The organism is Aeromicrobium sp. UBA7512 (genome assembly GCF_002476985.1).
In the GTDB taxonomy this organism is placed as follows: Bacteria; Actinomycetota; Actinomycetes; order Propionibacteriales; family Nocardioidaceae; genus Aeromicrobium; species Aeromicrobium phoceense.
The window spans coordinates 406,131-431,662 of the sequence record NZ_DLNK01000003.1 but is presented as its reverse complement, the minus strand read 5'-3'; the positions used below and the strand labels follow the sequence as shown (position 1 = coordinate 431,662).

Here is a 25,532-nt window from a genome sequence, read left to right as displayed (position 1 = left end):
GGATAAGCATCTGCCAGCTGAAAGCTTCATGGAAGTTTCACGAACCCTTTATGGTACCGAGAATGACTGCTACGAGAGTAAAAAGTGAGGACCGTCGAATGGTGGACCAAATCGCGATTCGACGGCAGGATGCGCCGTACGTGATCTGTTCCTGACTGAGGAGTGCCCATGACGCCCACGACCGCCAGAAGTGACATGCCGGTCCAATCGGACGGCGCTAAGTGGCACTTCCCGAGCGCATTCACCGTCCTGTTCGTGGTGACGCTGGCGGTGTGGTTGCTGGCCTTCATCATTCCCACCGGGGCCTACCAGGTAGACGATGACGGTCGCCCGATCCCGGGAAGCTACGAGTCGACCAGTACCGAGTTCGGTATCTGGGATCGACTCCAAGAGCTGTTCCTTGCTCCGGTCAACGGTCTCTACGGGGTCAAGAACGCCGAGAGCGGGTTCATCGGCCCCTACGAGACCGGCGAACTGTTCGGCGCCGCCGGGGTCTTCCTGTTCGTGCTGGCGATCGGCATCTTCATCACCATGGCGATGCAGACCGGCGCCATCGAAGCCGGGGTCGCGCGCATCGCGAAGCGTTACAGCCACCGCGGAGCGCTGGTCATCGCGCTGCTGATGGTGGTGTTCTCCATCGGGGGGACCACCGAGGGCATGGCCGAGGAGACCCTCGGCTTCTACGCGCTCGTGGTCCCGCTCATGCTGAGTCTCGGCTACGACCGCATGGTCGCCGCAGCGACGATCCTGGTCGGTGCGACCATCGGCGTGCTCGCCTCCACCGTCAACCCCTTCGCCACCGGCGTCGCCTCCGACGCTGCCGGCATCTCCATCGGGGACGGCATCGTCTTCCGTCTCGTCATGTATCTGATCTTGGTCCCGGTCGGCGTCTGGTTCGTTCTGCGCTACGCCCGCAGGGTCAAGGCCGACCCTGCCACCTCCAAGACCGTTCCAGCCCGAGGCGATGACGAGATCGCGCGGGCGGGGATCGGCGACGTCGGGCCACTCGAAGGCACACACAAAACCGTGCTCGGCATCGTCGCTCTGACCTTTGTCTTCATGATCTTCTCCCTGGTGCCGTGGGCCCAGATCATCGAAGGCACCGATGCAGAGAGCTACCCCTGGCAACTGGACTGGTACTTCCCCGAACTGGCCGCCCTGTTCCTGATGATGTCGCTCGTCGTCGGTCTCATCGGCAGGCTCGGTGAGAAGCAGATCGCCGACACCCTGGTACGGGGGGCCGGGGAGTTCATCGGTGTCGGTCTGATCATCGTCCTTGCCCGCGGTGTCACCGTGATCATGAACAACGCCGAGATCACCGACACCGTCCTGAACTCCATGGAAAGCCTCGTCAGCGACACCTCCTCCTGGGTGTTCGGCGCCTTGGTGTTCGTGGTCAACATTCCCCTGGCCTTCCTGGTTCCCTCCACGTCCGGGCACGCCGCGCTGGCCATTCCAATCCTTGCCCCGCTGGGTGATTTCGCCGGCGTCTCCCGGGCGATGGTGATCACCGCTTACCAATCCGCTTCAGGGCTGGTCAACCTGATCACCCCTACTTCCGCGGTCGTCATGGGCGGGCTCGCTCTCGCCAAGGTGCGCTACGACCAGTGGCTGCGATTCGTGGGTCCTCTGCTCGGGATCCTCTTCGTCGCGTGCCTGGTGCTGATCAGCATCGGTTCGGCCGTCAGTTGACGGCGGGTCTGGCCAGCAACCGAGGCGGAGACCAAGCGCAGGTAGTCGCTGCCTCCGCAGCGCCGCCGCGTCGCGTATCGAGGGTCCCGACATCGCGTAGTGAGATGATGTCGTCGGGAAGTTGGGCGTCCCGAAGACCGAAGAATGTGCCCGCGCACGGGGATCCAATTTGGAAGGCATTCGCATGCGTGACTCCATGTCGTTCCTGCGGCAGCGGGTCCTGACCGTGTTCGTCCTCGCCGGTCTTGCCCTCGGGGTGGGATTCTGGGTGCTCGGGGAGAACTCAGTGCTCGCGGTGACGGCTTTCGTCGTCATCGGGATTGTCATCGTCGTGACGGCGGTCGACCTGCTCCGCGACCTGATGGCGGGACATTGGAGGGCTGGACATTTTGGCCGTGATCGCCATGGTGGCGACTCTGGCCGTCGGCGAGTATATGGCCAGCCTCATCATCGCTCTCATGCTCACCCACGTTGTACGTAATTTGCGCGGTGACCGGGAATCTCCCGGTCGGCTCGAAGTCGCTGACTCGGCTGTATCGGTACGCGCACGAGTCCCCCGGCGTTCGAACCCGGTCGCGGTGCCCAAGGCATCACCGACAGCGATCATTGACGACACGACAGACCCTCCAGCCCTAATCCTTCACGGCTCAACGGCGGAGACGCGCCGCCCGGCGATGGAGTCAAGCGTCACCTTGATGACCAGCGGCCGTGAGCCCCCTGCCCAAGGATGAAGGCGTTCCATCACTCTCTCAACGGTAGCGGCGTCGTCGACCCCGGACGCCTCGCCTCGGACGGTGACGTTCCAGCCCACCCGGAATACGTCGTCGTGGCCGACGCCGAAAGCCACGTCGGGATGGCCTTGTGCAAGCACCGAGAGCACGCTGTCAGGAAAGGTCCGCATGTAGATCGCACCATCGAGCACAGCAAAGTTGACGGGTATGAGTTGCTGACCCTCTTCATTGACGAAAGCAATATGCCCAACCGTCGTCGTCTGGAGCCTCGCACGGCACTCAGCCTCCGAGAGCGTGGTGATGGAACCTCTCGCGGCGTTCGTCATCCGAGGGTCCCCTTTCGCTCGAGGTGATGCGACACATAAACGCACGGTCCAGCCCACCCATACTCGCATGATCCGCAACCGCAAGCCGATCCGGAATTCAGGCTCCTCAGGGAGCTTCCACGTCATGACTGATAGGTAGGTCCCTCCTGTCAAGTGGCAGAGCGAGGCGCCCGACCTGGATATCGCCGCGTCGGGCCCCTCTTGGCTTCGTGGACTGGCCGGTGGTGAGCGTGTCGTTGGCGACGCGCGGTCAGACCGATATGCGCGGGTTGGGTACCGCAGGACGGTTGTTCGGCAGGAGTGGACCGCGTGTCTAGAAACGAGCGTCACCGAGCGGCAGTGCCCGGCTGCTCATAGTTGTTTGCGCGGATCACTCCTCACGCTGCCACCACCGAACTGTTGTCGACGAAGCCAGCTTGAGGTGGCCGGTCTACTCCTTCATGACGGCCAAGGACCAGCACCAGCCGGCCAGTTCGCGGGCGATGGCGACGTTGGCCACGACATGGCGTTTGCGGCGCTCGGTGAACCGGACCCAGCGGGCGTGGAGGCGCCGGTTTCCCTCGTCACCGCGCACCCGGGCTGCCGGGCCAGCCTTGCCCGGCGCATAACGAGCTTTATGGTGCCAGGCCGATTCGACAAGCAGCCGCCGGACGTGAGTGTTACCGGCCTTGGTGATCGGGCCCTGGACCCGTGACCGGCCAGAGGAGAACTCCGAGGGCACCAAACCGACGAACGATCCGATGGTGTTGCCAGTGAACTGTCCCAGTCGCCGATCTCGACCGCCAGAGCGAACCCGGTCAGGGTCGAGACCCCGCGCAGGCACCCGAGCCGACGCACGACCGCCGTGAACTCGCTGTCCGCCGCCATGGCCGCGATCTGAAGTGTCCAGCAGAATGGGCGTCGAGACGAGGACCTCCACGCAATGTCCGATGGCCGGCACGCGCGACAGCCAGCGTTACTCGTCGCATTCCGAATATCGCGACCCAGATGAACTTCAGGGAGTTCCAGAAGAAGAGCATGACCAGGAGGTTGACCCACCCCGGTCCACCGGACTCGACGATCACGGCACAGAAACGCGACCCGTATAGGTACCCGAGTGCGAGCATGAGTCCGATGGGGGTGGCCCAGGTGCAGCCACCTGACGAATGGAGCCAGGTGATGGTGACGTTGGTGGGCGCGGCATGTCGCAGGTAGTCGTGGATGGTGGCGCTGGCCCAAAGCGACAAGGATCGGGACGTCGAGGTAGGCGGAGAGCTCCTCGACGCTCATCATCGGTTCCAGTGCGGAAAGGGTGTGGGTGTCGTTCATGCCGAGTAGGTGTGCGCACTCGACCGCGGTACTCGTCGGCGCTCGGAAGACGTCGGCGCCGATTGCGCGGGAGGTGTGAGCGGAGGCTGTCTTCGCATCCAATGTGGAGACAGAGTGGAGACTTGGCCATTCTGCGTCTCTTTCGGTACCGGGAATTCCGCTGGAATTCCCGGTACCTCACGGTCGGGCTGACAGGATTTGAACCTGCGACCCCCTGACCCCCAGTCAGGTGCGCTACCAAGCTGCGCTACAGCCCGTGACAACCTGCAAGAGTCTAGCGCAGGTCTCGCCGAGGTCGTCATCGGGCCGGGGGCACCTCACAATGGGGCCATGGCCGTCATCGAGAACTCCAAGGTCGCCATCGTGGGTGCGGGCAGCGTGGGCACGGCGATCGCCTACGCCTGCCTGATCCGACGTTCCGCGCGCACCATCGCGCTGTACGACGTGAACCGGCCGAAGGTCGAGGCGGAGGTGCTGGATCTGCAGCACGGCGCCCTGTTCACCGGCAGCAGCCAGATCATCGGCGGGGCCGACCCGGCGGTCGTCGCCGGCGCCCACCTGGTGGTGATCACCGCGGGCGCGAAGCAGGACCCCGGCCAGACGCGCATCGACCTGGCGGGCACGAACGTCAGGATCCTCGAGCAGATGCTGCCGGTCCTGATGCAGCACGCCCCGAACGCCGTCTACGTGCTCGTGACGAACCCGTGCGACGTCCTCACCGTGGCCGCCCAGCAGATCACCGGGCTGCCGGACGAGCGCGTGATGGCATCCGGAACGGTGCTCGACACGTCCCGGTTGCGCCAGCTGCTCGCCGTGCGCGCCGGGGTTGCGCCGCACAGCGTGCACGCCGACATCGTGGGCGAGCACGGCGACACGGAGTTCGCGCTCTGGTCCCAGGCCCGCATCGGCCCGGTGCCGATCCTCGACTGGGTGCCGTCCGCCACGGCGGAGGACCCCCGACCGTTCTCCCACCACGAGCTGGACGACATCACCGACCGGGTCCGCAATGCCGCCTATGCCGTGATCGAGGGCAAGGGCGCCACCAACTACGCGATCGGCGTCTCGGCCACCCGGATCGTCGAGGCGGTGCTGAGCGACGAGAACGCCGTCCTGCCCGTCAGCATCGTCCATCGCGGCCACCACGGGATCGACGGCGTGGCCCTCTCCCTGCCGAGCATCGTGAACGCGAAGGGCGTCGCGCGCGTGCTGGACGTGCGGATGTCGGCGCACGAGGAGCGCCAGCTGCACGCGTCGGCCGAGGCGCTGCGGAAGGTGCAGGAGGACCTCGGCCTCTGACGCGCGCACCGCGATCCCGGGCCCAACAGAACTGTCAGTGGCCGTCCCTAGATTGAGCCCATGGAACGACCCCAGGAGCTGCTGCTGCAAACCGCTGCACGTGCGCAGGCACGGGCCGAGTTCGCCTCCTGGTCGCTGATCCTCACGGCCCACGAGTCCGGGTGCGCCGAGGTCGATGCGGAGGACGCGCCCGAGATCGGCAAGGACCTCGGCCGGCGCGGCGTCACCCTCGAGATCGCCCGGGCCCTCCGCACCACGGAGCACCGCGTGTGGGGCATCGTCAACGACGCCGGGATCCTGCGCGAGCGGGCACCTCGCACGTGGATCGCCTTCGGCGACGGCTCGATCGACGCTGCGCGAGCCATGCTCATCGCCGACACGATCGACAAGCTGGCGCACACGCCCTCGGTCGAGGTGCTCGACGCCAGCGTCGTGCCCTTCGCCACCTCCCACACCGCCGGCGAGCTGCGCGCCTGGCTGAACCGCATGCGCGCACGGCTCGAGCCCGAGGAGGTCGAGGCGCAGGCCGACCGCGCGGTGGAGACCCGCCGGGTCGACATCAGCCACAACGGCGACGGCACGTCCTGGCTCAACGCGCTCCTGCCCACCCACGTCGCCATCGCGGTCGGGAATCGCCTCCGGCGGGCGGCGAAGCAGCTGCCGAAGGTGGACCTCGACACGGGCGAGATCGACCGACGCACCCGCGACCAGCGCCAGGCCGACCTCGTCGGTCACTGGCTCACGTCCTGCACCGGCACCGAGACCGACATCCGGGCCGAGATCGCGATCAGCATCGACGCGGCCGACCTCGTCGGGCTCACCGAGGGGCCGGGCATCACCCGCGACGGCGAACACGCGCTTCCCGCCGCGTGGGTTCGCGAGCTGGCCGCCTCCGAGACCACGCTTTTCCGACGGCTCGTCCTCGATCCGGTGGGGCGGGTACTGGACACCACCAGCCTGGGCTACCAGCCACCGGACTCGATGCGAGCGGCGTTGCACTGGCGCGACGGCACCTGTCGGGTGGCCGGGTGTCGAGCGCCGGCGGCCGAGACCGATCTCGACCACGCGCTGGCCCACGACCGCGGTGGCACCACCAGTGCGGCGAATCTGCGATGCCTCTGCCGCAAGCACCACAACATGAAGTCCCACGACAGGCTCCCCGAGAAGTTCATCGCCCCCGCGGTCGAGCACCGCGAGCGATGGCGCCTGCCCTCACCCGTGGTGGTCGAGCTCGACCTGTGGCCCGCGGCCTAGTCGGAGCTCGGCTGGGCCAGCCGGTCGGATCCCTCAAAGTCGATCACCGTCACGCCGAGGCCGTCCAGCTCCAGGCGGCGTCGGGCCTCCGCGGCCATCCGGCGCCCCACGTCGGTGACCTCGTCGACCCGGCTGATGTCGAACACGACCTCCGAGGTCTCGGGCGGGTGCTCCACCAGGTGGCGGATCAGCGACTCGGCGCTCGCGAACAGCAGGTCACCGCCGAGCACGTAGACCGTCGTCCCGTCCTCGACCCGCACGTCGGCCAGCGCCGACCGCGACGGGCGACCGGGGTTCATCAGGTGCATGCCCATGTCGTCGGACAGCCGGCGCATCATCTCGACGCCGCGTGCGCTGTTGCCGTGCGCGTCGAGGCCGGGCGAGAACACGGCGACGCCCACCTGCCCGGGCAGCACGCCGATGATGCCGCCCGAGACGCCGCTCTTGGCCGGGATGCCCACGGTGCTGAGCCAGTCCCCCGCCGCGTCGTACATGCCGCACGTGGCCATGACGCTCAGAACCTGGCGTGTGGTGCGCTCGGCCATGATCCGCTCCCCCGTCTCGGGGTTCATGCCACCGTTCGCCAGGGTCGCCGCCATCCGCGAGAGGTCGCGGACGTCCACCGCGAGCGAGCACTGCCGCACATATCGCTCGACGGCGTCCCGCGGATCCTCCACGATGCCGTAGGCCGCCATCAGGTGGGCCAGCGCGAGATTGCGGTGGGTGGAGCCCATCTCGGACTCGTAGACCGCCTCGTCGACCTCCAGCTCACGACCGGCCAGGCGCGAGGCGAAGTCCGCGAAGCGCTCGAACGAGCCCACGAGGCCCGCGGTCGCGATGGCGCCCGCGTTGATCATCGCGTTGTGGGGGCGGCCCGTCTCGGAGTCCACCGAGATCTCGTTGAAGGCCTCCCCCGACGGCTCGACGTCGATCTTCGCGTGGACGGCGTCCCAGCCGAGGTGCTCGATCGCCACGGCGTACGCGAACGGCTTCGACATCGACTGGATGGTGAAGCGGTGCTCCGCGTCGCCGGCGCTGTGGTGGGCGTCGTCCACGGTGCTGAGCGCGACGGCCGACAGGCTCGGATCGACCTTCGCCAGCTCCGGGATGTAGTCGGCCGGCTCGCCCTGGATGCCACCGCAGGCCTGGAGGACCTCGTCGAGGTAGTCCGGGACGGGCGAGCGCATCAGCGGCGCTCGCGCTTCTTGCGCGGGCGCTGCTGGAGGTGGATGGGGCTGCCGACGAAGCCGAACTCCTCGCGCAGGCGTCGCTCGATGAAGCGCAGGTAGCCCGCCTCGAGCTTGCCGGAGGTGAACAGCACGAAGGTGGGCGGCGCCGTGGACGCCTGGGTGCCGAAGAGGATCTTCGCCTGCTTGCCGCCGCGCACCGGGTGCGGGTGCTCGGCGACGAGGCGACCGAGGAAGGAGTTGAGCGCGCCGGTGGACACTCGGGTCTCCCAGCCCTCGAGTGCCGCGTCGAGCGCGCGCACGAGGCGGTCGATGTGCCAGCCGGTGCGGGCGGCCACGTTGATGCGCGGCGCCCACGGGATCTGGACGAGGTCGCGCTCGATCTCGCGCTCGAGGTAGAAGCGGCGCTCGTCGTCGACGAGGTCCCACTTGTTGAAGGCCAGCACGACGGCGCGGCCGGTCTCCTCGATCGTGTTGATGATGCGCAGGTCCTGCTCGGAGATCGACTCGCTCGCGTCGATCACCATGACGGCGACCTCGGCACGCTCGATCGCGGCCGAGGTGCGCAGGCTGGCGTAGTACTCGTGGCCGGTGGCGGTCTTCACGCGCTTGCGGATGCCGGCGGTGTCGATGAAGGTCCAGACGCGACCACCGAGCTCGACGAGCTCGTCGACCGGGTCGACCGTGGTGCCCGAGACGTTGTCGACGACGACGCGGTCCTCGCCGGCGAACTTGTTCAGCAGGCTGGACTTGCCGACGTTGGGCTTGCCGACGATGGCCACGCGGCGCGGGCCGCGCGGCGCGTCGAAGTCCTCCTCGGGGGCCTCGGGCAGTGCGTCGAGGATCGCGTCGAGCATGTCGCCGCTGCCACGACCGTGCAGCGCCGAGACCGGGTACGGCTCGCCGAGTCCGAGGTTCCAGAGGCTGGCGGCCTCGAGCTCGCCCTTCTGGTCGTCGACCTTGTTGGCGGCCAGCACGACCGGCTTGCCGGAGGCGCGCAGCAGCTTCACGACCTTGTCGTCGATGTCGGTGGCACCGACGGTGGCGTCGACGACGAACAGGATCGCGTCGGCGACGGCGATGGCGACCTCGGCCTGGGCGGCGATGCGCTCGGCCATGCCCTTGGCGTCAGGGTCCCAGCCGCCGGTGTCGACGACGGTGAACGCTCGCCCGTTCCAGATCGCGTCGTACGGGACGCGGTCGCGGGTCACGCCGGGGACGTCCTCCACGACGGCCTCTCGCCGTCCGATGATGCGGTTGACCAAGGTCGACTTGCCGACATTGGGACGGCCGATGACGGCGAGGACGGGCTGTGTGGACACCCGCACAGCCTATCGGGGCGGTGTGAACGTCGTGGAGGCGAACTGCGCCGCGTACAGCCGCTGGTACGCGCCCTGCGCCGCGATGAGCTCCTCGTGGGTCCCCTGCTCGACGATCCGGCCAGCTTCCATGACCACGATGAGGTCGGCGTCGCGGATCGTGGAGAGCCGGTGGGCCACCACGAAACTGGTGCGACCCGAGCGCAGATCGTTCATCGCGGACTGCACGAGCGCCTCGGTGCGGGTGTCGACCGAGCTGGTCGCCTCGTCCAGCACGAGAATGGCCGGATCGGCCAGGAACGCTCGCGCGATCGTCAGCAGCTGGCGCTGGCCGGCGCTCACTCCCCCGCCGTCGTCGGTGATCACCGTGTCGTAGCCGTCGGGCAGCGTGCGCACGAAGTGGTCCACCGAGGCGGCCTGGGCGGCGGCCAGGATCTGCTCCTCGGAGGGGTCGTCCGCGCCGTACGCGATGTTCTCGCGGATGGTGCCGGAGAACAGCCACGTGTCCTGCAGGACCACACCGAAGTCGTCACGCAGCTCGCGGCGGCTCATCTCGGCGATGTCGACGTCGTCCAGCGTGATGCGGCCGCCGTCGACCTCGTAGAAGCGCAGCACGAGGTTCGTCAGCGTGGTCTTGCCCGCACCGGTGGGACCGACGATCGCGACGGTCTGGCCGGGCTCGGCGACGAGGGACAGGTCCTCGATCAGGGGCTCGTCGGTGTACGAGAAGTCGACGTGGTCGAAGACGACTCGTCCGCGCAGCGGGTCGGGCTCGGGGGCGTCCACGCGGTCGGGGCGCTCACGCTCCTCGTCGAGGAACGCGAAGACCCGCTCGGCCGATGCCATGCCGGACTGCAGCAGGTTCACCATCGCGGCGACCTGCGTCAGCGGCTGCGTGAACTGGCGCGAGTACTGGATGAACGCCTGCACCGAGCCGAGCGACAGGGTGCCGTTGGCGACCTGGAGCCCGCCCACCACCGCGACCAGCACGTAGTTGAGGTTGGAGACGAACATCATCAGCGGCTGGATGACGCCCGAGATGAACTGCGCCCGGAACGAGGCCCCGAACAGCTCGTCGTTCGTGGCGGCGAACTCGTTCTCGGCGACCTGCTGGCGGCCGAAGACCTTGACGACCTCGTGCCCGGTGAACGACTCCTCGATGATGGCGTTGAGCCGCCCGGTCTGGGTCCACTGCGCGACGAACTGCGGCTGGGAGCGCTTCATGACGCCGCCGGTGATGGCGATCGCCACCGGGATCGTCACCAGCGCGATGATCGTCAGCAGCGGCGAGATCCAGAACATCATCGCGAGCGTGCCGATGACCATGAGGATGCTGGTGATCATCTGGCTCAGCGTCTGCTGGAGCGACTGGGCGAGGTTGTCGAGGTCGTTGGTCGTGCGCGACATGATCTCGCCGCGCTCCTGGCGGTCGAGGTGGGCCAGCGGCAGGTGGTTGAGCTGGTCCTCGACGTCGTTGCGCAGGTCGGCGACCATGCGCTGGACGACCGTGGTGGCCAGCACGCCCTGGAGCCACATGAACAGCGACGACACGACGTAGATCACGGTGACGATCGCCAGGACCGTGCCGAGCTCGCCCATGTCGATGCCCTGGCCCGGCTGCAGGTCGATCGCGCCGACGAGCTCGGCCAGCTGGTCCTGCCCGTCGGCCTTCAGCGACGCCACGGCCTCGGCCTTCGTCATCCCCTCGGGGAACTGGCTCGAGATGAACCCGTCGAAGATGATGTCCGTCGCGTGCCCGAGGATCTTCGGGCCGATGACCGAGAGCGTCACGCCGATCAGCCCGAACGCGGCCAGCGCGAACACCATCGTGCGGTCGAGCAGCAGGCGGCGGAACACGCGGCCGAACGTCGCGCGGAAGTTGTTCGCCTTCGCGGGCTTCTGGGGTGCGCCGTGCCAGCTCATCGGGCCTCCTCCGGCGACAGCTGCGACAGGACGATCTCGCGGTAGACCTCCGAGGTCTCCATGAGCTCGTCGTGCGTGCCGGTGCCGACGGCACGGCCCTCGTCGAGCACGACGATCCGGTCGGCCTGGCGGATCGTGCTGATCCGCTGGGCGACGATCACGACGGCCGCGTCGGCGGTGACGGGCTTCAGGGCGGCGCGCAGGGCGGCATCGGTCGCGTAGTCCAGCGCCGAGAACGAGTCGTCGAACAGGTAGATCCGCGGGCGCTTGACGATCGCACGGGCGATCGCGAGCCGCTGCCGCTGCCCTCCGGAGAAGTTCGAGCCGCCCTGGCTCACCGGGGACTCGAGTCCGTCGGGCATCGCCCGCACGAAGTCCTCGGCCTGGGCGATGCGCAGCGCGTCCCAGAGCTCCTCGTCGGTCGCCTCGGCCCGGCCGAACCGCAGGTTGTCGGCGATCGTGCCGGTGAACAGCAGGGCCTTCTGCGGCACGAGCCCGATGGCCCGCCAGACATCGGCCGGACGCACGTCGCGCACGTCGAGGCCGTCGATCAGGACCCGACCCCCGGTGACGTCGAACAGTCGCGCGACGAGTCCGAGCACCGTGGTCTTGCCGCTGCCGGTCGAGCCCACGATCGCGGTGGTCTCCCCCGGCCTGGCCACGAGCGACACGTCCTCGATGACGGCGTTCTCCGCACCCGGGTACGAGAACGACGCACTCTCGACGTCGACGCGGCCCTGCGACAGCTCGACGCTCGGCACCTCGGGGTCGAGGTCGATCGCGGGCTCCGTGCGCAGCACCTCGGTGAGCCGCTCGGCCGACACCTCGGACCGCGGCCACAGCATGAACATGAAGGTGGCCATCATCACGGCCATCAGGGTCTGGATCAGGTACTGCTGGAACGCGGTCAGCTGGCCGATCTGCAGCTCGCCCGCACCGATCCGCGAGGCGCCCCACCACAGCGCGAGCACCACCGACAGGTTCATGATGCCCATCAGCAGCGGGAAGAAGATCGTCATCAGCCGGCCGGCGCCCACGGCGACCTGGCGGTTGAGCTCGTTCGCGTGCGCGAAGCGGGCGGCCTCCTGGTCCTCCCGGACGAAGGCCCGCACGACGCGCACGCCGGTGATCTGCTCGCGCATGATCTGGTTGAGCGTGTCGATGCGCTCCTGCATGAGGCGGAACAGCGGGCGCATCTTCGCGATGATCAGCCCGAGCGAGATGACGAGCACCGGCAGGACGATCAGGAAGACGGCCGACAGCTGAACGTCCTCGCGCAGGGCCATGACCAGCCCGCCGATGCCGGTGATCGGGGCGGCGACCATCATCGTCAGCCCCATGAACAGCAGCAGCTGGACCTGCTGGACGTCGTTGGTGTTGCGGGTGATCAGCGTGGGCGGTCCGAACGAGGCCATCTCGCGGCTGCCGAACGACTGCACCGTGCCGAAGACCTCGGCGCGCAGGTCGCGGCCCACGGCCATCGCGACTCGCGAGCCGATGAAGACCGCGACGACGTTGCACACGACCTGCAGCACGGTGACGGCGAGCATCAGCCCGCCCACCTGCCAGATGCGGCCGATGTCGCCCTGGGCCACGCCCTCATCGATGATGTCGGCGTTCAGGCCGGGCAGGTACAGCGTGGCCAGCGTCTGGACGAGTTGGAAGAGGCACACCACCAGGACCGGGACCCGGTAGGGCCGCAGGTGGTGGCGCAGGAGCGCGATCAGCACCCGGTCAGACTACGAGACCGAGCAAGAGGACGACGATCAGTCCCGAGACGGACAGCACGGTCTCCATGATCGACCACGTCTTGATCGTCTGGCCCACCGTCATGCCGAAGTACTCCTTGACCAGCCAGAAGCCGGCGTCGTTGACGTGGCTGAAGAACAGCGAGCCGGCGCCGATCGCCAGCACGAGCAGCGAGACCTCGGGGCTGCTCAGGTCCCCTGCCAGCGGCGCCATGATGCCCGAGGCCGTCACCGTGGCCACCGTCGCCGAGCCCGTGGCGAGGCGGATCAGCACGGCCACGAGCCACGCCACGACGAAGACGGAGAAGTTGGATCCCTCCACCCACTCGGCCACGACGTCGGCGATCCCGGTGTCGACGAGCGTCTGCTTGAAGCCGCCACCGGCGCCGACGATGAACACGATGCCGGCGATGGGTCCCAGGGATGCCCCGAGGGTGTCCATGATCCGGTCCCACTCCATCCCGCCGGCCCGGCCGAGGGTGAACATCGCGACCAGCACCGAGATGAGCAGGGCCACGAGCGGGGTGCCGACGAAGTCGAGCGTCGACCGCAGGACGCCCTCGGCCTCGACGATGTCGGCCACCGTCTTGGCCAGCATGAGCACGACCGGGAGCAGCACCGTGGCGAGCGTCAGCGCGAAGCTCGGCCGCTTACCGGTGTGCACCTGCTCGTCGGCGTCGAACAGGTGCGGCGTCGGCACGTCCACCCAGCGGGTGGCCACGCGCGCGAACAGCGGCCCGGCGACGATGATCGTGGGGATCGCGACGAGAACGCCGAGGCCGAGCGTGAGGCCCAGGTCGGCACCGAGCGCGTCGACGGCGACGAGGGGTCCGGGGTGCGGCGGCACGAAGCCGTGCATCGCCGACAGGCCGGCGAGCGCAGGGATGCCGAGGCCGATCAGCGACTTCCCCGACCGGCGTGCCACCAGGAAGATCACCGGCATCAGCAGGACGAGACCGATCTCGAAGAACATCGGCAGGCCGATCAGCGCGCCGATGCCGGCCATCGCCCATGGCAGCATCCGGTCGGACGACTTTCCGATGATCGTGTCGACGATCTGGTCCGCTCCCCCGGAATCGGCCAGCAGCTTGCCGAACATCGCGCCGAGGGCGATCAGCATGCCGACACCGGCCACGGTCGTGCCCACGCCGGCGCTGAAGCTCTCGACCGTCTTGGACATCGACATGCCGGCGGCCGCGCCGACGGTGAGCGAGCCGAGCGTGAGGCTGAGGAACGGGTGCAGCTTCGCCACGGTGATCAGGACGACGATGACCGCGATGCCCAGGAGGGCGGCGAGGATCAGCTGGGTGGAATCGGACATCAGGCGTGTGCCTCCCTGGTGCGCAGCCAGAGCAGGAACGCCGCGGCGATCCTCTCCGGCGTCTCGGTGACGTCGAAGACGACGCCGTTCTCGTCGGCCTCGAGCGGCTCGAGGGTGGCCTCCTGCGACTCCAGCAGCGAGACCGGCATGAAGTGGTCGCGACCCTCCATGCGGGACAGGATGAGCTCGTGGTCGCCCACCAGGTGCAGGAACACGGTGCGTGGCGCGTGCCGGGTCAGCACGTCGCGGTACACCCGGCGCAGGGCGGAGCAGCTGATGACGCCGCCCTGCTCGTCGTGGTCGGCGAGCCAGCCGCCGATCAGGTCGAGCCAGGGCCAGCGGTCCTCGTCGGTCAGCGCCTGCCCGGCCGACATCTTCTCGATGTTGGCCTGCGGGTGGTAGTCGTCTCCGTCGGCGTACGGAACCCCTGCATCGTCGGCCACCGCGTGACCCACCGCGGACTTGCCGACCCCCGAGATCCCCATGACCACGACCAGCGGCGGACTCATGGCCCTCACGCTACGCCCGGGAGCGGACCAAGTCGCGTCAGAGCAGGTCGCGCAGCTCCTTCGGGAGCTCGAAGTCGTCGGCCGCGGCGTTCTGGTCGAAGCCGAAGGCACCGGCCCCGGCGGGCTTCGCCGGCTCGGCCTGCGCGGCAGCGGCGCGCTTGGCCGGGTTGCCCGAGACGCGCTTGCCCTTCTTCTTGTTGTTCTGCTTCGGCTGCTTGGCCCCGGCGCGCTTGCCCGCGCCCATGCCGGGCATGCCGGGCATCGCGCCCATGCCGGGCACCCCGCCGCCCTTGGCCATGCGCTGCATCATCTTGGCGGCCTCGAAGAACCGGGTGACGAGCTGGTTGACGTCGCTGACCTGCGTGCCCGAGCCGCGGGCGATGCGGGCGCGGCGCGAGCCGTCGATGATCTTGGGGTTGTCGCGCTCGGAGGGCGTCATCGACCGGATGATCGCCTTGATCTTGTCGATGTCCTTCTCGTCGAAGTTCGCGAGCTGGTCCTTGAACTGGCCCATGCCCGGCAGCATCCCGAGCATCTTGGACATCGACCCCATCTTCGACAGGGCCTCCATCTGCTGGAGGAAGTCGGCCAGCGTGAAGGAGCCGCCGGCGACCTTCTCGGCGGCCTGCGCCGCCTGGTCGGCGTCGAAGACCTTCTCGGCCTGCTCGATGAGCGTCATGACGTCGCCCATGTCGAGGATGCGCGAGGCCATGCGGTCGGGGTGGAAGACGTCGAACTCGTCGAGCTTCTCGCCCGTGGAGGCGAACATGATGGGGCGACCGGTGACCGAGCGCACCGACAGGGCGGCACCACCGCGGGCGTCGCCGTCGAGCTTCGACAGGACGACGCCGGTGAAGTCGACGCCCTCGAGGAACGCCTCGGCGGTGCCGACGGCGTCCTGGCCGATCATCGCGTCGATGACGAACAGCACCTCGTCGGGCTGCGTGGCCTCGCGGATGTCGGCGGCCTGCTTCATCAGCTCGGCGTCGATCGCCAGGCGGCCGGCGGTGTCGATGACGACCACGTCGTGCAGCGAGCGCTTCGCCTCGGCGACGGCGTCGCGCGCGACCCGCACCGGGTCGCCGATGCTCTGGGTGCCCGAGGCGGTCTGGGCTCCCCCGACGTTGCCGGCCTCGGGGGCGAAGACGGTGACGCCCGCCTGCTCGCCGACGACCTTCAGCTGCGTGACGGCGTTGGGACGCTGGAGGTCGGCCGCGACGAGCATCGGCGAGTGGCCCTGCGCCTTGAGCCAGCGACCGAGCTTGCCCGCCAGCGTGGTCTTGCCGGCGCCCTGGAGGCCCGCGAGCATGATCACGGTCGGCGGGTTCTTGGCGAAGCGGATCCGGCGCGTCTCCCCGCCGAGGATGCGCACGAGCTCGTCGTTGACGATCTTGATGACCTGCTGCGCCGGGTTGAGCGCCTGGCTCACCTCGGCGCCGCGGGCGCGCTCCTTGACGTTCGCGATGAACTCGCGCACGACGGGCACCGCGACGTCGGCGTCGAGCAGCGCGACGCGGATCTCGCGGGCGACAGCGTCGATGTCGGCATCGGACAGCTTGCCCTTGCCGCGGAGTCCCTTGAATGCCGACTGGAGCCGGTCCTGCAGCGAATCGAACATAGGTCCCCAGAGTAGCCGAGCGCCCGTCAGGCGAGGGCGTCACTCACCGCCTGGCGCAACGCGCGGGCCGCGTCGTCGCCCAGGGCGGCGTTGTCGTCGTCGGTCACGTAGAACACGTCGCGGGCCTCGTCGCCGTACGTCGACAGGTGCACCGAGCGGATGTGGAGTCCCAGCGTCGCGATCGTGTGGCACACCGTCCACATCAGCCCGCGGCGGTCGAGGGTGCGGACCTGGAGCAGCGTCGCCGTCTGCTCGAGCGCGTCGAGGACGTTCACGCGCGGCTCGTACTCGTCGCGCTCGAGTCGGTAGGCCAGGCGCTGGGCGAGGTCGACGCGGCCCTCGAGCACCGGACGGATGCGCTCGGCCAGGGTGGTGGCGTCGACCGTGGACCTCGTGACTTCCCACAGCGTGGCCGCCACGTCGTCCACCGTGACCGAGCGGCACGACCGGATGTTCAGGCCCGCCACCGTGAGCGCTCCGGCGAGGTCGGCCAGCATGCCCCGGCGGTCGGGAACGGCGATCGTGAGCAGCGAGCCGTCGTGGTGGGGCTGCACGGCGAGGGTGAACTCCCCCACCACCTCGCGGTCGAGGTCGGGCATCGGCACGTGGGCCGGCCAGCCGGCGTAGTCGGATGCCGGCGCCGCGGTGCCGCGGAGGTGGTCGCGGACCTTGCGCACGAGGCCCTCGACGAGGCTGCGCCGCCAGTCGCTCCAGGCCGCGGCGCTCGTGGCCCGCGCGTCGCACGCGGTGAGGGCGGACAACAGGTCGAGCGCCGCCTCGTCGGGGATGAACTCCGCGACGTTCGAGGCCGTGAGGGGATCCTCGATGTCGCGCCGGGTGGCGATGGTGGGCAGCAGCAGGTGGCGCCGCACGAGCCAGCCGATCGTCACGGCATCGGTCTCGTCGAAGCCCCAGCGGCGCGCGATCGCGACGGCCATCGGCTCCCCGACCTCGCTGTGGTCGCCCGGCGCGCCCTTGCCGATGTCGTGCAGGAGGCCCGCCACCGCCAGCAGGTCGGGGCGGTCCACCTCGCGGTTGAGCTCGTCCGCGTTCACGGCGGCCTCGAGGCTGTGCCGGTCGACGGTGAACCGGTGGATCGGCGAGGACGAGCCCCGCAGGCGGATGCCGGCCCACTCGGGGAGGAACGGGTCGATCAGCCCGGCGAAGTCCAGCTGCAGCCACACCGGCACGAGGCGGCGTCCCGACGAGACGAGGTCGATCAACCAGCGGTGCGTGGACGCGGGCATCGGCTCGTCCGGCCACCGGATCTCGCGTGCCATCCGGTCGAGCGACGCCTGGTTGATCGGGAGGTTCCGACGCGCCGCCACAGCGGCGGCACGGAACAGCAGCTCGGGGTCCGCCGCGGGGGCCGCGTCGGTCGTGAGCACGACCTCGGCGTCGAGGACGCCGACGCCCGGGACGACCTTCTCGATGATGGGGCCGCGGCTGCCGACCGACCGGTGCGGGCTGCGCGCGATGTCGTCCAGACGTCGCCAGGCGCGGGCCGTGAGGTGGTCGAGCCGGCGGCCCACGTCGCGCGCGTGCACGTCGAGGTCGGCCGGGCTCAGCCCCAGCCGCGCGGCGATGTCGGGCACCAGCTCGGGGACCAGCTTGTCGGTGCGCCGGCCACCCACCTCGTGGAGCAGGTCGCGCACGTCGAGCAGCTCGGCGGTCAGCTGGGCCACCTCGCGCGCCGGCACGTCGACCAGCCACGTGGCCGCGATGGCCCGCAGCAGCACGGCGTCACGCAGCCCTCCCCCGGAGTTCTTGAGGTCGGGGACCGCCTCGTAGGCCAGCTGTCCCGAGCGCTCGAGCCGCGCGTCCCGGTCCTGGCGCACGGCCTGGAGACGCGAGCGGGCCTCCCGGCGCCACCCGGCCATCACGGTGGAGCGCATGCCCACGACGGCGCCCGCGTCGCCGGCCACGTAGCGTGCGTCGACGACGCCGATCGCGACGCGGTGGTCCGTCGCGGCCAACTCCTCCATCTCGGTCAGCGACCGGACGGAGTGGTCGAGCGGGACCTTCGCCTCCCACAGCCGGCTCCACAGCGCCGCCGCCCGCGCGTCGACCTCGGCGGGATCGAGGTGGTCGGCGTGGACCAGGACCACGTCGACGTCGCTGTGCGGGGAGAGCTGCGCCCTCCCGTAGCCGCCGATGGCCGCCAGGGCCAGGCCGGTCTCGATGTCCCCGGCCACCGCCGCGAAGGCCTCGCGCAGCAGCCGGTCCATTGCGTCCGCCCGGCCCCGGCGGGCCTGGTCGAGCGTCTCGTTCAGAGCGCCGCTTCGTCCGTCTCGCCCGTGCGGACCCGGACCACCGACTCGACGGGCATGACCCACACCTTGCCGTCGCCGATCTTGCCGGTCTGGGCCGCGGACGTGATCGTGGCGACCACGCCCTCGACGTCGGCGTCGTCGACGACGACCTCGAGGCGGATCTTCGGCACCAGGGAGACGTCGTACTCGGCGCCCCGGTAGACCTCCGTGTGGCCCTTCTGCTGGCCGTAGCCGCTGGCCTCGGTGACGGTCATGCCGGCCACGCCGGAGGCGGCGAGCGCCTCCCGGACCTCTTCCCACTTGTGCGGCTTGATCACCGCGGTCACGAGCTTCATACGATCATTCTCCGTTCTCAGAAGCTGGATCCGGTGGACCCGGCGATGTCGTAGGCAGATTCTCCGTGCTGGGCGAAGTCGATGCCGTTGGTGACCTCGTCCTCGTCGTCGACGCGCCAGCCGATCGTGTACTTGATGGCCAGGGCGATGATCGTGGTGAACACGCCCGTCCACACGATGGCGATGAGCGCCGCCATGAACTGGTTGAATAGCGACTCGAAGCCGCCGCCGTAGAGCAGCCCGTCGATGCCACCGGGCGCGGAGGCGGTCGAGAACAGGCCGATGAGCAGCGTGCCGACGAGGCCGCCGACGAGGTGGACGCCCACCACGTCGAGCGAGTCGTCGAGGCCGTACTTGAATTTGAGGCCGACCGCCCAGGCGCACAGCGCACCGGAGGCCGCGCCGATCGCGATGGCGCCGACGATGCCGACCGCGCCGCAGGCGGGGGTGATCGCCACGAGCCCGGCGACGATGCCCGACGCCGCACCGAGCGAGGTGGCCTTGCCGTGGAGGATCTTCTCGACCGCCAGCCAGGCCAGGATCGCGGCCATCGTGGCGACGGTCGTGTTCATGAAGGTCACGCCGGTCTCGGTCATGAACTGGGCGGTGTCCTTGGCGGCGCCGTCACCCTCGGCGAAGACGATCGAGCCGACGTTGAAGCCGTACCAGCCGAACCACAGCAGCGCGGCGCCCATCATCGTCAACGGCAGGTTGTGGGGGCGCATCTGCTCGCGCGGCCACCCGATCCGCCGGCCGATGATCAGCGCGAGGATGCCGCCCGCGATGCCCGCGTTGATGTGGACCACGGTGCCGCCGGCGTAGTCCTGGGCCGGGAAGTGCTCGGCGATGAAGCCGCCGCCCCACACCATGTGCGCGATCGGGAAGTACGAGAACGTGACCCACAGCGGCAGGAAGACCAGCCAGGCCGAGAACTTCACCCGGTCGGCGATCGCACCGGAGATGAGGGCCGCGGTGATGATCGCGAAGGTCATCTGGAACGCGACGGCGATGTAGTCGCCCCACTCGACGCCCTCGAGCCCGAAGAGCTCGAAGGGGCTGGCGAACAGGCCGCCGACGTCCTTGCTGCCGAAGGACATCGACCAGCCCCAGAGCACGTAGACGAGTCCGACGACGGCCGCGGCCACGTAGGACATCATCATCATGTTCAGCACGGAGCGGGCGCGGGTCATGCCGCCGTAGAACAGGGCGAGCGCGGGCACGGTCATGAAGAGCACCATGGCCGTGGCCATGAGCATCCAGGCGTAGTAACCATCCATGCCCGCCACTGTGGCCGTCCCCGATTTCGCGTCGGGACGCCCCGTGTTACGTCTGTGTTACGCCTCCAGGAGGGCGTCCACGAAGTCGGCGGGATCGAACGGCGCGAGGTCGTCGGGGCCCTCGCCGAGGCCGACGTACTTCACCGGAACGCCCAGCTCGCGCTGGACGGCGATGACGATGCCGCCCTTCGCGGTGCCGTCGAGCTTGGTCAGCACGATGCCCGTGACGTCGACGACCTCGCCGAACACGCGCGCCTGCGTGAGGCCGTTCTGGCCGGTGGTGGCGTCGATGACCAGCAGCACCTCGGTGACCGGGGCCTGCTTCTCGATGACGCGCTTGACCTTGCCGAGCTCGTCCATCAGGCCCGACTTGGTGTGCAGGCGTCCGGCGGTGTCGACCAGGACGACGTCCACGCCGTCGGCGATGCCCTGCTTGACGGTCTCGAAGCCCACGCTGGCCGGGTCGGCGCCCTCGTGGCTGCGCACCGTGGGCACGCCGACGCGGGCGCCCCAGGTCTCCAGCTGGTCGGCCGCGGCGGCACGGAACGTGTCGGCGGCGCCGAGCAGGACCGAGCGGTCCTCGGCGACGAGCACGCGGGCGAGGCGGCCCACGGTGGTGGTCTTGCCGGTGCCGTTGACGCCGACGACGAGCACGACGCCGGGGAGGTGGTCGTCCCCGGTGGTGTGCATGGTGCGGTCGAGCGAGGGCCCCACCAGGCCCAGCAGCTCGTCGCGCAGCACGGCCTTGGCGCGCTCCGGGTCCTTGACGCCCTCGGCGGCGAGCCGGGCGCGCAGGTTCGTGACCAGCTCGGTGGTGGGACCGACGCCCACGTCGGCCGCGAGGAGGGTGTCCTCGATCTCCTCCCACTGGTCCTCGGTGAGGTCGCCGCCGCCCAGCAGCGAGAGCAGGCCGCGGCCCAGGCTCGTCTGCGAGCGCGACAGGCGCGAGCGCAGGCGCGCGAGGCGGCCCTGCGGGGTCTCGGGGCGCTCGATCGTGGGAGCCGCCGGGGCGGCCGGCTCCTCCTCCAGGACCCCGGCCTCGAGCTCCTCGACCTCGTCGAGGTCGACCTCGCGCAGCTCGGGATGCTCGATCTCACGCTCGGTGAGCTCGTCCATCACGTCGGGCGGCGGCAGCTCGCGGCGCGGCTTGGCGATGAGGTACGCGAGGCCGCCACCGAGGATGACGACGGCGACGGCGATCAGGACGACGAGGGTCTCGGTGGTCACGGGTCCACCCTAGACAAGCGGACGACGTCGTCGAACCGGGCCAGCACGGCCGGGCTGTGCGAGATGACGACGAGGCTGCGCCCTCCGGGACCCGCGAGGGCGAGGACGTCGTCCATCAGTGCCGCCGCCGTCGGCGCGTCGAGGTGCTCGGTCGGCTCGTCCAGCACCAGCACGCGGTGGTCGGCGAGCAGCAGCCGCGCCAGGCACAGCCGCTGGCGCTCGCCGCCGGAGAGCCGGCCGCCGTGCTCGCCGACCGGGGTGTCGAGGCCCTGCGGCATGGCATCGACCGACACGAGCAGCCCGGCGGACGCGAGCGCGGCGCGCAGGCGCTCGTCGTCGGCCTCGGGATCGGCGATGCGCAGGTTCTCGCGGATCGAGGTGTCGAACACGGCGTCGTCCTGGCCGAGGTAGCCGATGCGGCGTCGGACGTCGGCGGCCGACAGCTCGGTCGTGGGCACTCCACCGAGCGAGACGGTGCCGTGCCACGTCGGCAGCAGCCGCAGCAGCGCGTAGGCGAGCGTGGACTTGCCCACCCCGCTGGGACCGGTGATCGCCATCGCGGCACCCTCGGGCAGCTTGAACGAGATCGGCGTCGTCACGGGCGCGTCCCAGCCGACGCGGACGTCCTCGACCACGAGGTCGTTGCCGTCCGGCAGCGGGCGCGGCTCGGCAGGGTCCTCGACCGGCGCACCCAGGTCCGCCAGGGCGGCGAGGCGCGCTGCCGCGGCCGTGACCTCGGGCCGCAGCCGCTCGGCCTCGGACCAGCCGTCCCACGGCTCGACCAGGGCGATCGGCGCCAGCAGGACCACGCCGACGAGCACGGGGTCGAGGCCACCCGACAGCGCTGCCAGGACGGCGACCGTGAGCCCGGCGACGGCCAGGACGACGGCCGACCCGATGCCGGCGACGCTCGCGCCGCCGGACTGCGCCGACGCGGCGTCGCCCGTGGCGGTCGAGGCGGTCGCCCGAGCCTCGTCGGCGGCACCGAAGGCCACCAGCTCGCGCGCGGCGACGGCCGCGGCGGCGACCTCGGCCGACAGGCGCCCCTGCGCCTCGGCCCGGCCGCTGCGCCCCCTGCCGGCGCGTGCGACGAGCCACCGCAGCGACAGCGCCGCCACCGCCACGCCGGCGGTGATGACCAGACCCGACGGCGAGTCGATGAGCGCGACGACCACCACGACGACGGCCGTGGCCGCCAGGCCGATCCACCACGGAATCCGCAGCCGCAGTAGCCGGTCCTGCATCCGGGCCACGTCGGCGACGACCCGGCTGACGAGGTCGCCACGGCGCAGGTCGCCCAGGCCGGCGGGCGCCGCGCGGTCGAGGTCGGTGTAGGTGGCGACACGCTGCTCCACCGCGTCGGCGAGGGCGACGTCGTGCGTCAGCAGCCGCTCCACGTAGCGCAGCACCGACCGCGAGATCCCGAAGAAGCGCACCGAGACGATCGCGACCATGAGGTAGAGCACGGGCGGCTGCTCGGCAGCCCGGACGATGAGCCACGCGGAGGCCAGCAGCAGTCCGACGGCCGCCAGCTGGGCGGCGACGCCCATCGCCAGTCCCGTGCCCAGGCGCGCCCGGCGGGAGTAGGTGCGGCTCATGCGGCCACCTCGACGACCCGGTCGGCCGCGGCCACCGTCTCGGGGCGGTGCGTCACGACCAGCACCGTGGCGCCCGACTCGCGCAGGGCGGTCAGCACCGTGGCCTCGTGGTGGGCGTCGAGGCCCGCGGTGGGCTCGTCCAGCAGCACGAGCCAGGCGCCCGATCGCCGGATCCGCAGCAGGGCCCGCGCCACCGCCACGCGGCGTCGCTCCCCCGCCGACAGGTCCGTCGTGCCCTCGCGCACGACGCGGTCCAGGGAGAGGTCCAGTCCCGCGTCGCCGGCGGCCGCAGCGATTTCCTCGGCGCTGGCGCCTCGCTGTCCCAGCGCGACGTTCTCGCCGAGGGTGCCGGCCACGAGGTGCGGCGTCTGCGGCACCCAGGCCACCGACTCCCGCCAGGCGGCGACGTCGAGGTCGGCCAGTGCCGTGTCGCCGACGGTGACCGATCCGGCGTCCAGCCGCTCGAAGCCGAGCAGGACGTCGAGCAGGGTGGACTTCCCGCCACCGGAGCGGCCGACGACCGCGAGGAACTCCCCCGGCTCGACCCGCAGCTCGTCGACCGCCAGCGACAGTGCGCTGCGACCCGGATGCGTCAGCCGCGCGCCGCTCACGGTGATGGTCGACGGGCGGGACGGGGGCGCGACGGTCCCCTCGTGGCGGTCGTGGTCGAGCAGGTCGAGCAGCTCGGCGGTGGCCGTCGCTCCCTCGGTGCTGTCGTGGAACATCATCCCGACCCGCCGCACCGGCAGGTACGCCTCGGGCGCCAGCAGCAGGACGAACATCGCGTCGCGCAGGTCGAGATCGCCCTCGACGACGCGCAGGCCGACACTCACGGCCACGAGGGCCACCGAGATCGTCGAGATCAGCTCGAGCACCAGCGAGGACAGGAAGGCCAGCCGCAGGGCGCGCATCGTCTCGACCCGGTGCCGGTCGCCGACCTCGCGAATCCCGCGCTCCTGGCGCCGTCCGAAGACCTTCAGCACGACGAGGCCGTCGAGCACGTCGGTGAAGTGCCGGGCCAGTCGTTCCATGGCGGCCCAGCGGCGCTCCACCCGGTCGCGCGTCAGCATGCCGACGAGCCACATGAAGAGGCCGATGAGCGGCAGCGTGACCACGATGATCACCGCCGACAGCAGGTCGGTCCACGCGATCACGGCGATCACCGCGGCCGGAACGATCGCCGCGAGCGCCAACTGCGGCAGGAACCGACCGACGTACCCGTCGAACGCGTCCATCCCCGGGCCGAGCAGCGCGACGAGCCGACCACTCTCGGGCCGCGGGCCGACGCGGCGCGGGTCGAGCAGGTCGTCGACGACCTCGGACCGCAGCTCGGCCTTCACTCGGATCGCGGCCCGTTCGCTGACCACGCCGTGCGCCCACGCGATCACGGCCCGCAGCCCGAAGGCGGCGGCGATCGCGAGCGGGAGCAGCAGCACCTCGTCGCCGGTGAAGCGGCGGGCGACGACCTCGGCGACGCACCAGGAGACGCCGATGATGAGCAGCGCCGTGACGACGCCCAGGACCACCGACCACACGAGGTGGGTGCGGACGGTGGCCGAGCGGCGGACGAGCCGCGGATCGAGGGGTCTCACGCCGGGATGTGCTGGACGCCGATGCGCTTGCGGAACACCCAGTAGGACCACGCCTGGTACATGAGCACGATGGGCGTGAACGCCACCGCGACCCAGGTCATGATCTTGAGCGTGTAGGGCGTCGACGACGCGTTCTCGGTGGTCAGGCTGAACGCCGGGTCGAGGGTCGAGGGCATCACGTCGGGGAACAGCGCGACGAACAGCATCGCCACGACGCCGGCGATCGCCACGGCCGTGCCGACGAAGGCCCAGCCGTCACGGTCGCGCATGCTGGCGGCGAGGCCACCGAGGAACGCGAGGGCGGCCACGCCGCCGATCACCCAGACGGCGAGGTCGCCGTCGCGGGCCGCGGTCCAGCCGATGAACGCCACCGCGAGCACCGCGACGACGGCACCGAGCCGCTGTGCGAACGCGTGCGCCCGCACGCGGATGTCGCCGACGGTCTTGAGCGCCACGAAGAACGCCCCGTGCACGAGGAAGACCGACGTCGTCAGCAGGCCGCCGAGCAGCGCGTACGGGTTGAGCAGGTTGAAGAACCCGCCGACGTACTCGTGCGACTCGTTGATCGGGACGCCGCGGACGATGTTCGCGAACGCCACGCCCCACAGCAGGGCCGGGACGAACGAGCCGATGATGATCGCCCAGTCCCATCGGTCGCGCCACTCCTGCTGGTCGCGCAGGCCGCGGTACTCGAACGCGACGCCGCGGACGATCAAGGCGATGAGGATGAGGAACAGCGGCAGGTAGAAGCCGCTGAACAAGGTGGCGTACCACTCGGGGAAGGCGGCGAACATCGCGCCGCCACCGACGATGAGCCACACCTCGTTGCCGTCCCACACCGGACCGATGGTGTTGACGAGGACGCGCCGCTCCTTCTCGTCCTTGGCCAGCAGGCCGACGAGCATGCCCACGCCGAAGTCGAAGCCCTCGAGCACGAAGTACCCGACGAACAGGAAGGCGATCAGGACGAACCAGACGGTGGTGAGTTCCATGGCGGT

At 70.0% G+C, this 25,532-nt stretch carries 20 protein-coding genes and 1 tRNA gene; 3 read left to right on the top strand and 18 right to left on the bottom strand.

The window, feature by feature from the left end:
- Positions 1-168 precede the first annotated feature (168 nt).
- The gene (locus tag B2363_RS04015) at positions 169-1,692 is read left to right on the top strand and encodes a YfcC family protein (RefSeq protein ID WP_286928616.1); all 1,524 of its coding nucleotides are present in this window, start codon (positions 169-171) and stop codon (positions 1,690-1,692) included.
- A gap of 283 nt (positions 1,693-1,975) precedes the next feature.
- On the opposite strand, the gene B2363_RS04010 is transcribed toward B2363_RS04015, so the two are convergent.
- The 4 genes from B2363_RS04010 to B2363_RS03995 form a co-directional block, all read right to left on the bottom strand.
- Complete coding sequence (locus B2363_RS04010; protein WP_286928615.1) at positions 1,976-2,098, bottom strand: hypothetical protein; 123 nt, start codon at positions 2,096-2,098, stop codon at positions 1,976-1,978.
- A gap of 234 nt (positions 2,099-2,332) precedes the next feature.
- Positions 2,333-2,749, bottom strand: coding sequence for a pyridoxamine 5'-phosphate oxidase family protein (locus B2363_RS04005; RefSeq protein WP_286928614.1), 417 nt, complete (start codon positions 2,747-2,749; stop codon positions 2,333-2,335).
- Between the two features lie 430 nt (positions 2,750-3,179).
- On the bottom strand, positions 3,180-3,668 hold the full coding sequence (locus tag B2363_RS04000) for a transposase (RefSeq protein ID WP_286928612.1): 489 nt from the start codon (positions 3,666-3,668) through the stop codon (positions 3,180-3,182).
- Positions 3,669-4,240: 572 nt separating this feature from the next.
- Positions 4,241-4,314 (bottom strand) — tRNA-Pro (locus B2363_RS03995).
- 73 nt (positions 4,315-4,387) lie between these two features.
- On the opposite strand from B2363_RS03995, the gene B2363_RS03990 reads away from it, so the two are divergent.
- Positions 4,388-5,353, top strand: coding sequence for an L-lactate dehydrogenase (locus B2363_RS03990; protein ID WP_286928610.1), 966 nt, complete (start codon positions 4,388-4,390; stop codon positions 5,351-5,353).
- Between the two features lie 60 nt (positions 5,354-5,413).
- Positions 5,414-6,607: an HNH endonuclease gene (locus tag B2363_RS03985; RefSeq protein ID WP_286928609.1), complete on the top strand. Its 1,194-nt coding sequence runs from the start codon at positions 5,414-5,416 to the stop codon at positions 6,605-6,607.
- Here B2363_RS03985 and glsA read toward each other — a convergent pair.
- Genes glsA through cydB form a run of 14 tightly spaced genes read right to left on the bottom strand, consistent with a single transcriptional unit; the run spans position 6,604 to position 25,526 of the window.
- Positions 6,604-7,794 (bottom strand): glutaminase A, encoded by a 1,191-nt coding sequence (glsA, locus tag B2363_RS03980; RefSeq protein WP_286928607.1) that lies wholly within the window; start codon positions 7,792-7,794, stop codon positions 6,604-6,606. The two genes, B2363_RS03985 and glsA, sit on opposite strands and share 4 nt — an antisense overlap.
- Positions 7,794-9,116, bottom strand: a complete 1,323-nt coding sequence (gene der / locus B2363_RS03975) for a ribosome biogenesis GTPase Der (RefSeq protein ID WP_286928606.1) — start codon at positions 9,114-9,116, stop codon at positions 7,794-7,796. The genes glsA and der overlap by 1 nt, the downstream gene beginning before the upstream one ends.
- Positions 9,117-9,125: 9 nt before the next feature.
- Positions 9,126-11,036, bottom strand: coding sequence for an ABC transporter ATP-binding protein (locus B2363_RS03970; RefSeq protein ID WP_286928604.1), 1,911 nt, complete (start codon positions 11,034-11,036; stop codon positions 9,126-9,128).
- Entirely contained in the window at positions 11,033-12,766 is a 1,734-nt protein-coding gene (locus tag B2363_RS03965; RefSeq protein ID WP_286928603.1) for an ABC transporter ATP-binding protein, read from the bottom strand. Before B2363_RS03965 ends, B2363_RS03970 begins: the two co-directional genes overlap by 4 nt.
- 4 nt (positions 12,767-12,770) lie before the next feature.
- Complete coding sequence (locus B2363_RS03960; protein WP_286928602.1) at positions 12,771-14,105, bottom strand: GntP family permease; 1,335 nt, start codon at positions 14,103-14,105, stop codon at positions 12,771-12,773.
- On the bottom strand, positions 14,105-14,614 hold the full coding sequence (locus B2363_RS03955) for a gluconokinase (protein ID WP_286928601.1): 510 nt from the start codon (positions 14,612-14,614) through the stop codon (positions 14,105-14,107). The genes B2363_RS03960 and B2363_RS03955 overlap by 1 nt, the downstream gene beginning before the upstream one ends.
- Before the next feature lie 37 nt (positions 14,615-14,651).
- The gene (ffh, locus tag B2363_RS03950; protein ID WP_286928600.1) at positions 14,652-16,232 is read right to left on the bottom strand and encodes a signal recognition particle protein; all 1,581 of its coding nucleotides are present in this window, start codon (positions 16,230-16,232) and stop codon (positions 14,652-14,654) included.
- Positions 16,233-16,258: 26 nt separating this feature from the next.
- A complete protein-coding gene (locus B2363_RS03945; protein ID WP_286928598.1) occupies positions 16,259-18,568 on the bottom strand; it encodes a [protein-PII] uridylyltransferase in 2,310 nt (769 codons plus the stop codon).
- Complete coding sequence (locus B2363_RS03940; RefSeq protein WP_181755884.1) at positions 18,502-18,840, bottom strand: P-II family nitrogen regulator; 339 nt, start codon at positions 18,838-18,840, stop codon at positions 18,502-18,504. The genes B2363_RS03945 and B2363_RS03940 overlap by 67 nt, the downstream gene beginning before the upstream one ends.
- Positions 18,841-18,857: 17 nt before the next feature.
- The gene (locus tag B2363_RS03935) at positions 18,858-20,117 is read right to left on the bottom strand and encodes an ammonium transporter (RefSeq protein ID WP_286928596.1); all 1,260 of its coding nucleotides are present in this window, start codon (positions 20,115-20,117) and stop codon (positions 18,858-18,860) included.
- A gap of 57 nt (positions 20,118-20,174) precedes the next feature.
- Entirely contained in the window at positions 20,175-21,344 is a 1,170-nt protein-coding gene (gene ftsY / locus B2363_RS03930; protein ID WP_286928595.1) for a signal recognition particle-docking protein FtsY, read from the bottom strand.
- Positions 21,341-22,942, bottom strand: coding sequence for a thiol reductant ABC exporter subunit CydC (gene cydC, locus B2363_RS03925; RefSeq protein WP_286928594.1), 1,602 nt, complete (start codon positions 22,940-22,942; stop codon positions 21,341-21,343). The genes ftsY and cydC overlap by 4 nt, the downstream gene beginning before the upstream one ends.
- A complete protein-coding gene (gene cydD / locus B2363_RS03920) occupies positions 22,939-24,534 on the bottom strand; it encodes a thiol reductant ABC exporter subunit CydD (protein WP_286928593.1) in 1,596 nt (531 codons plus the stop codon). The genes cydC and cydD overlap by 4 nt, the downstream gene beginning before the upstream one ends.
- A complete protein-coding gene (gene cydB, locus B2363_RS03915; RefSeq protein WP_286928591.1) occupies positions 24,531-25,526 on the bottom strand; it encodes a cytochrome d ubiquinol oxidase subunit II in 996 nt (331 codons plus the stop codon). Before cydB ends, cydD begins: the two co-directional genes overlap by 4 nt.
- Positions 25,527-25,532 lie beyond the last annotated feature (6 nt).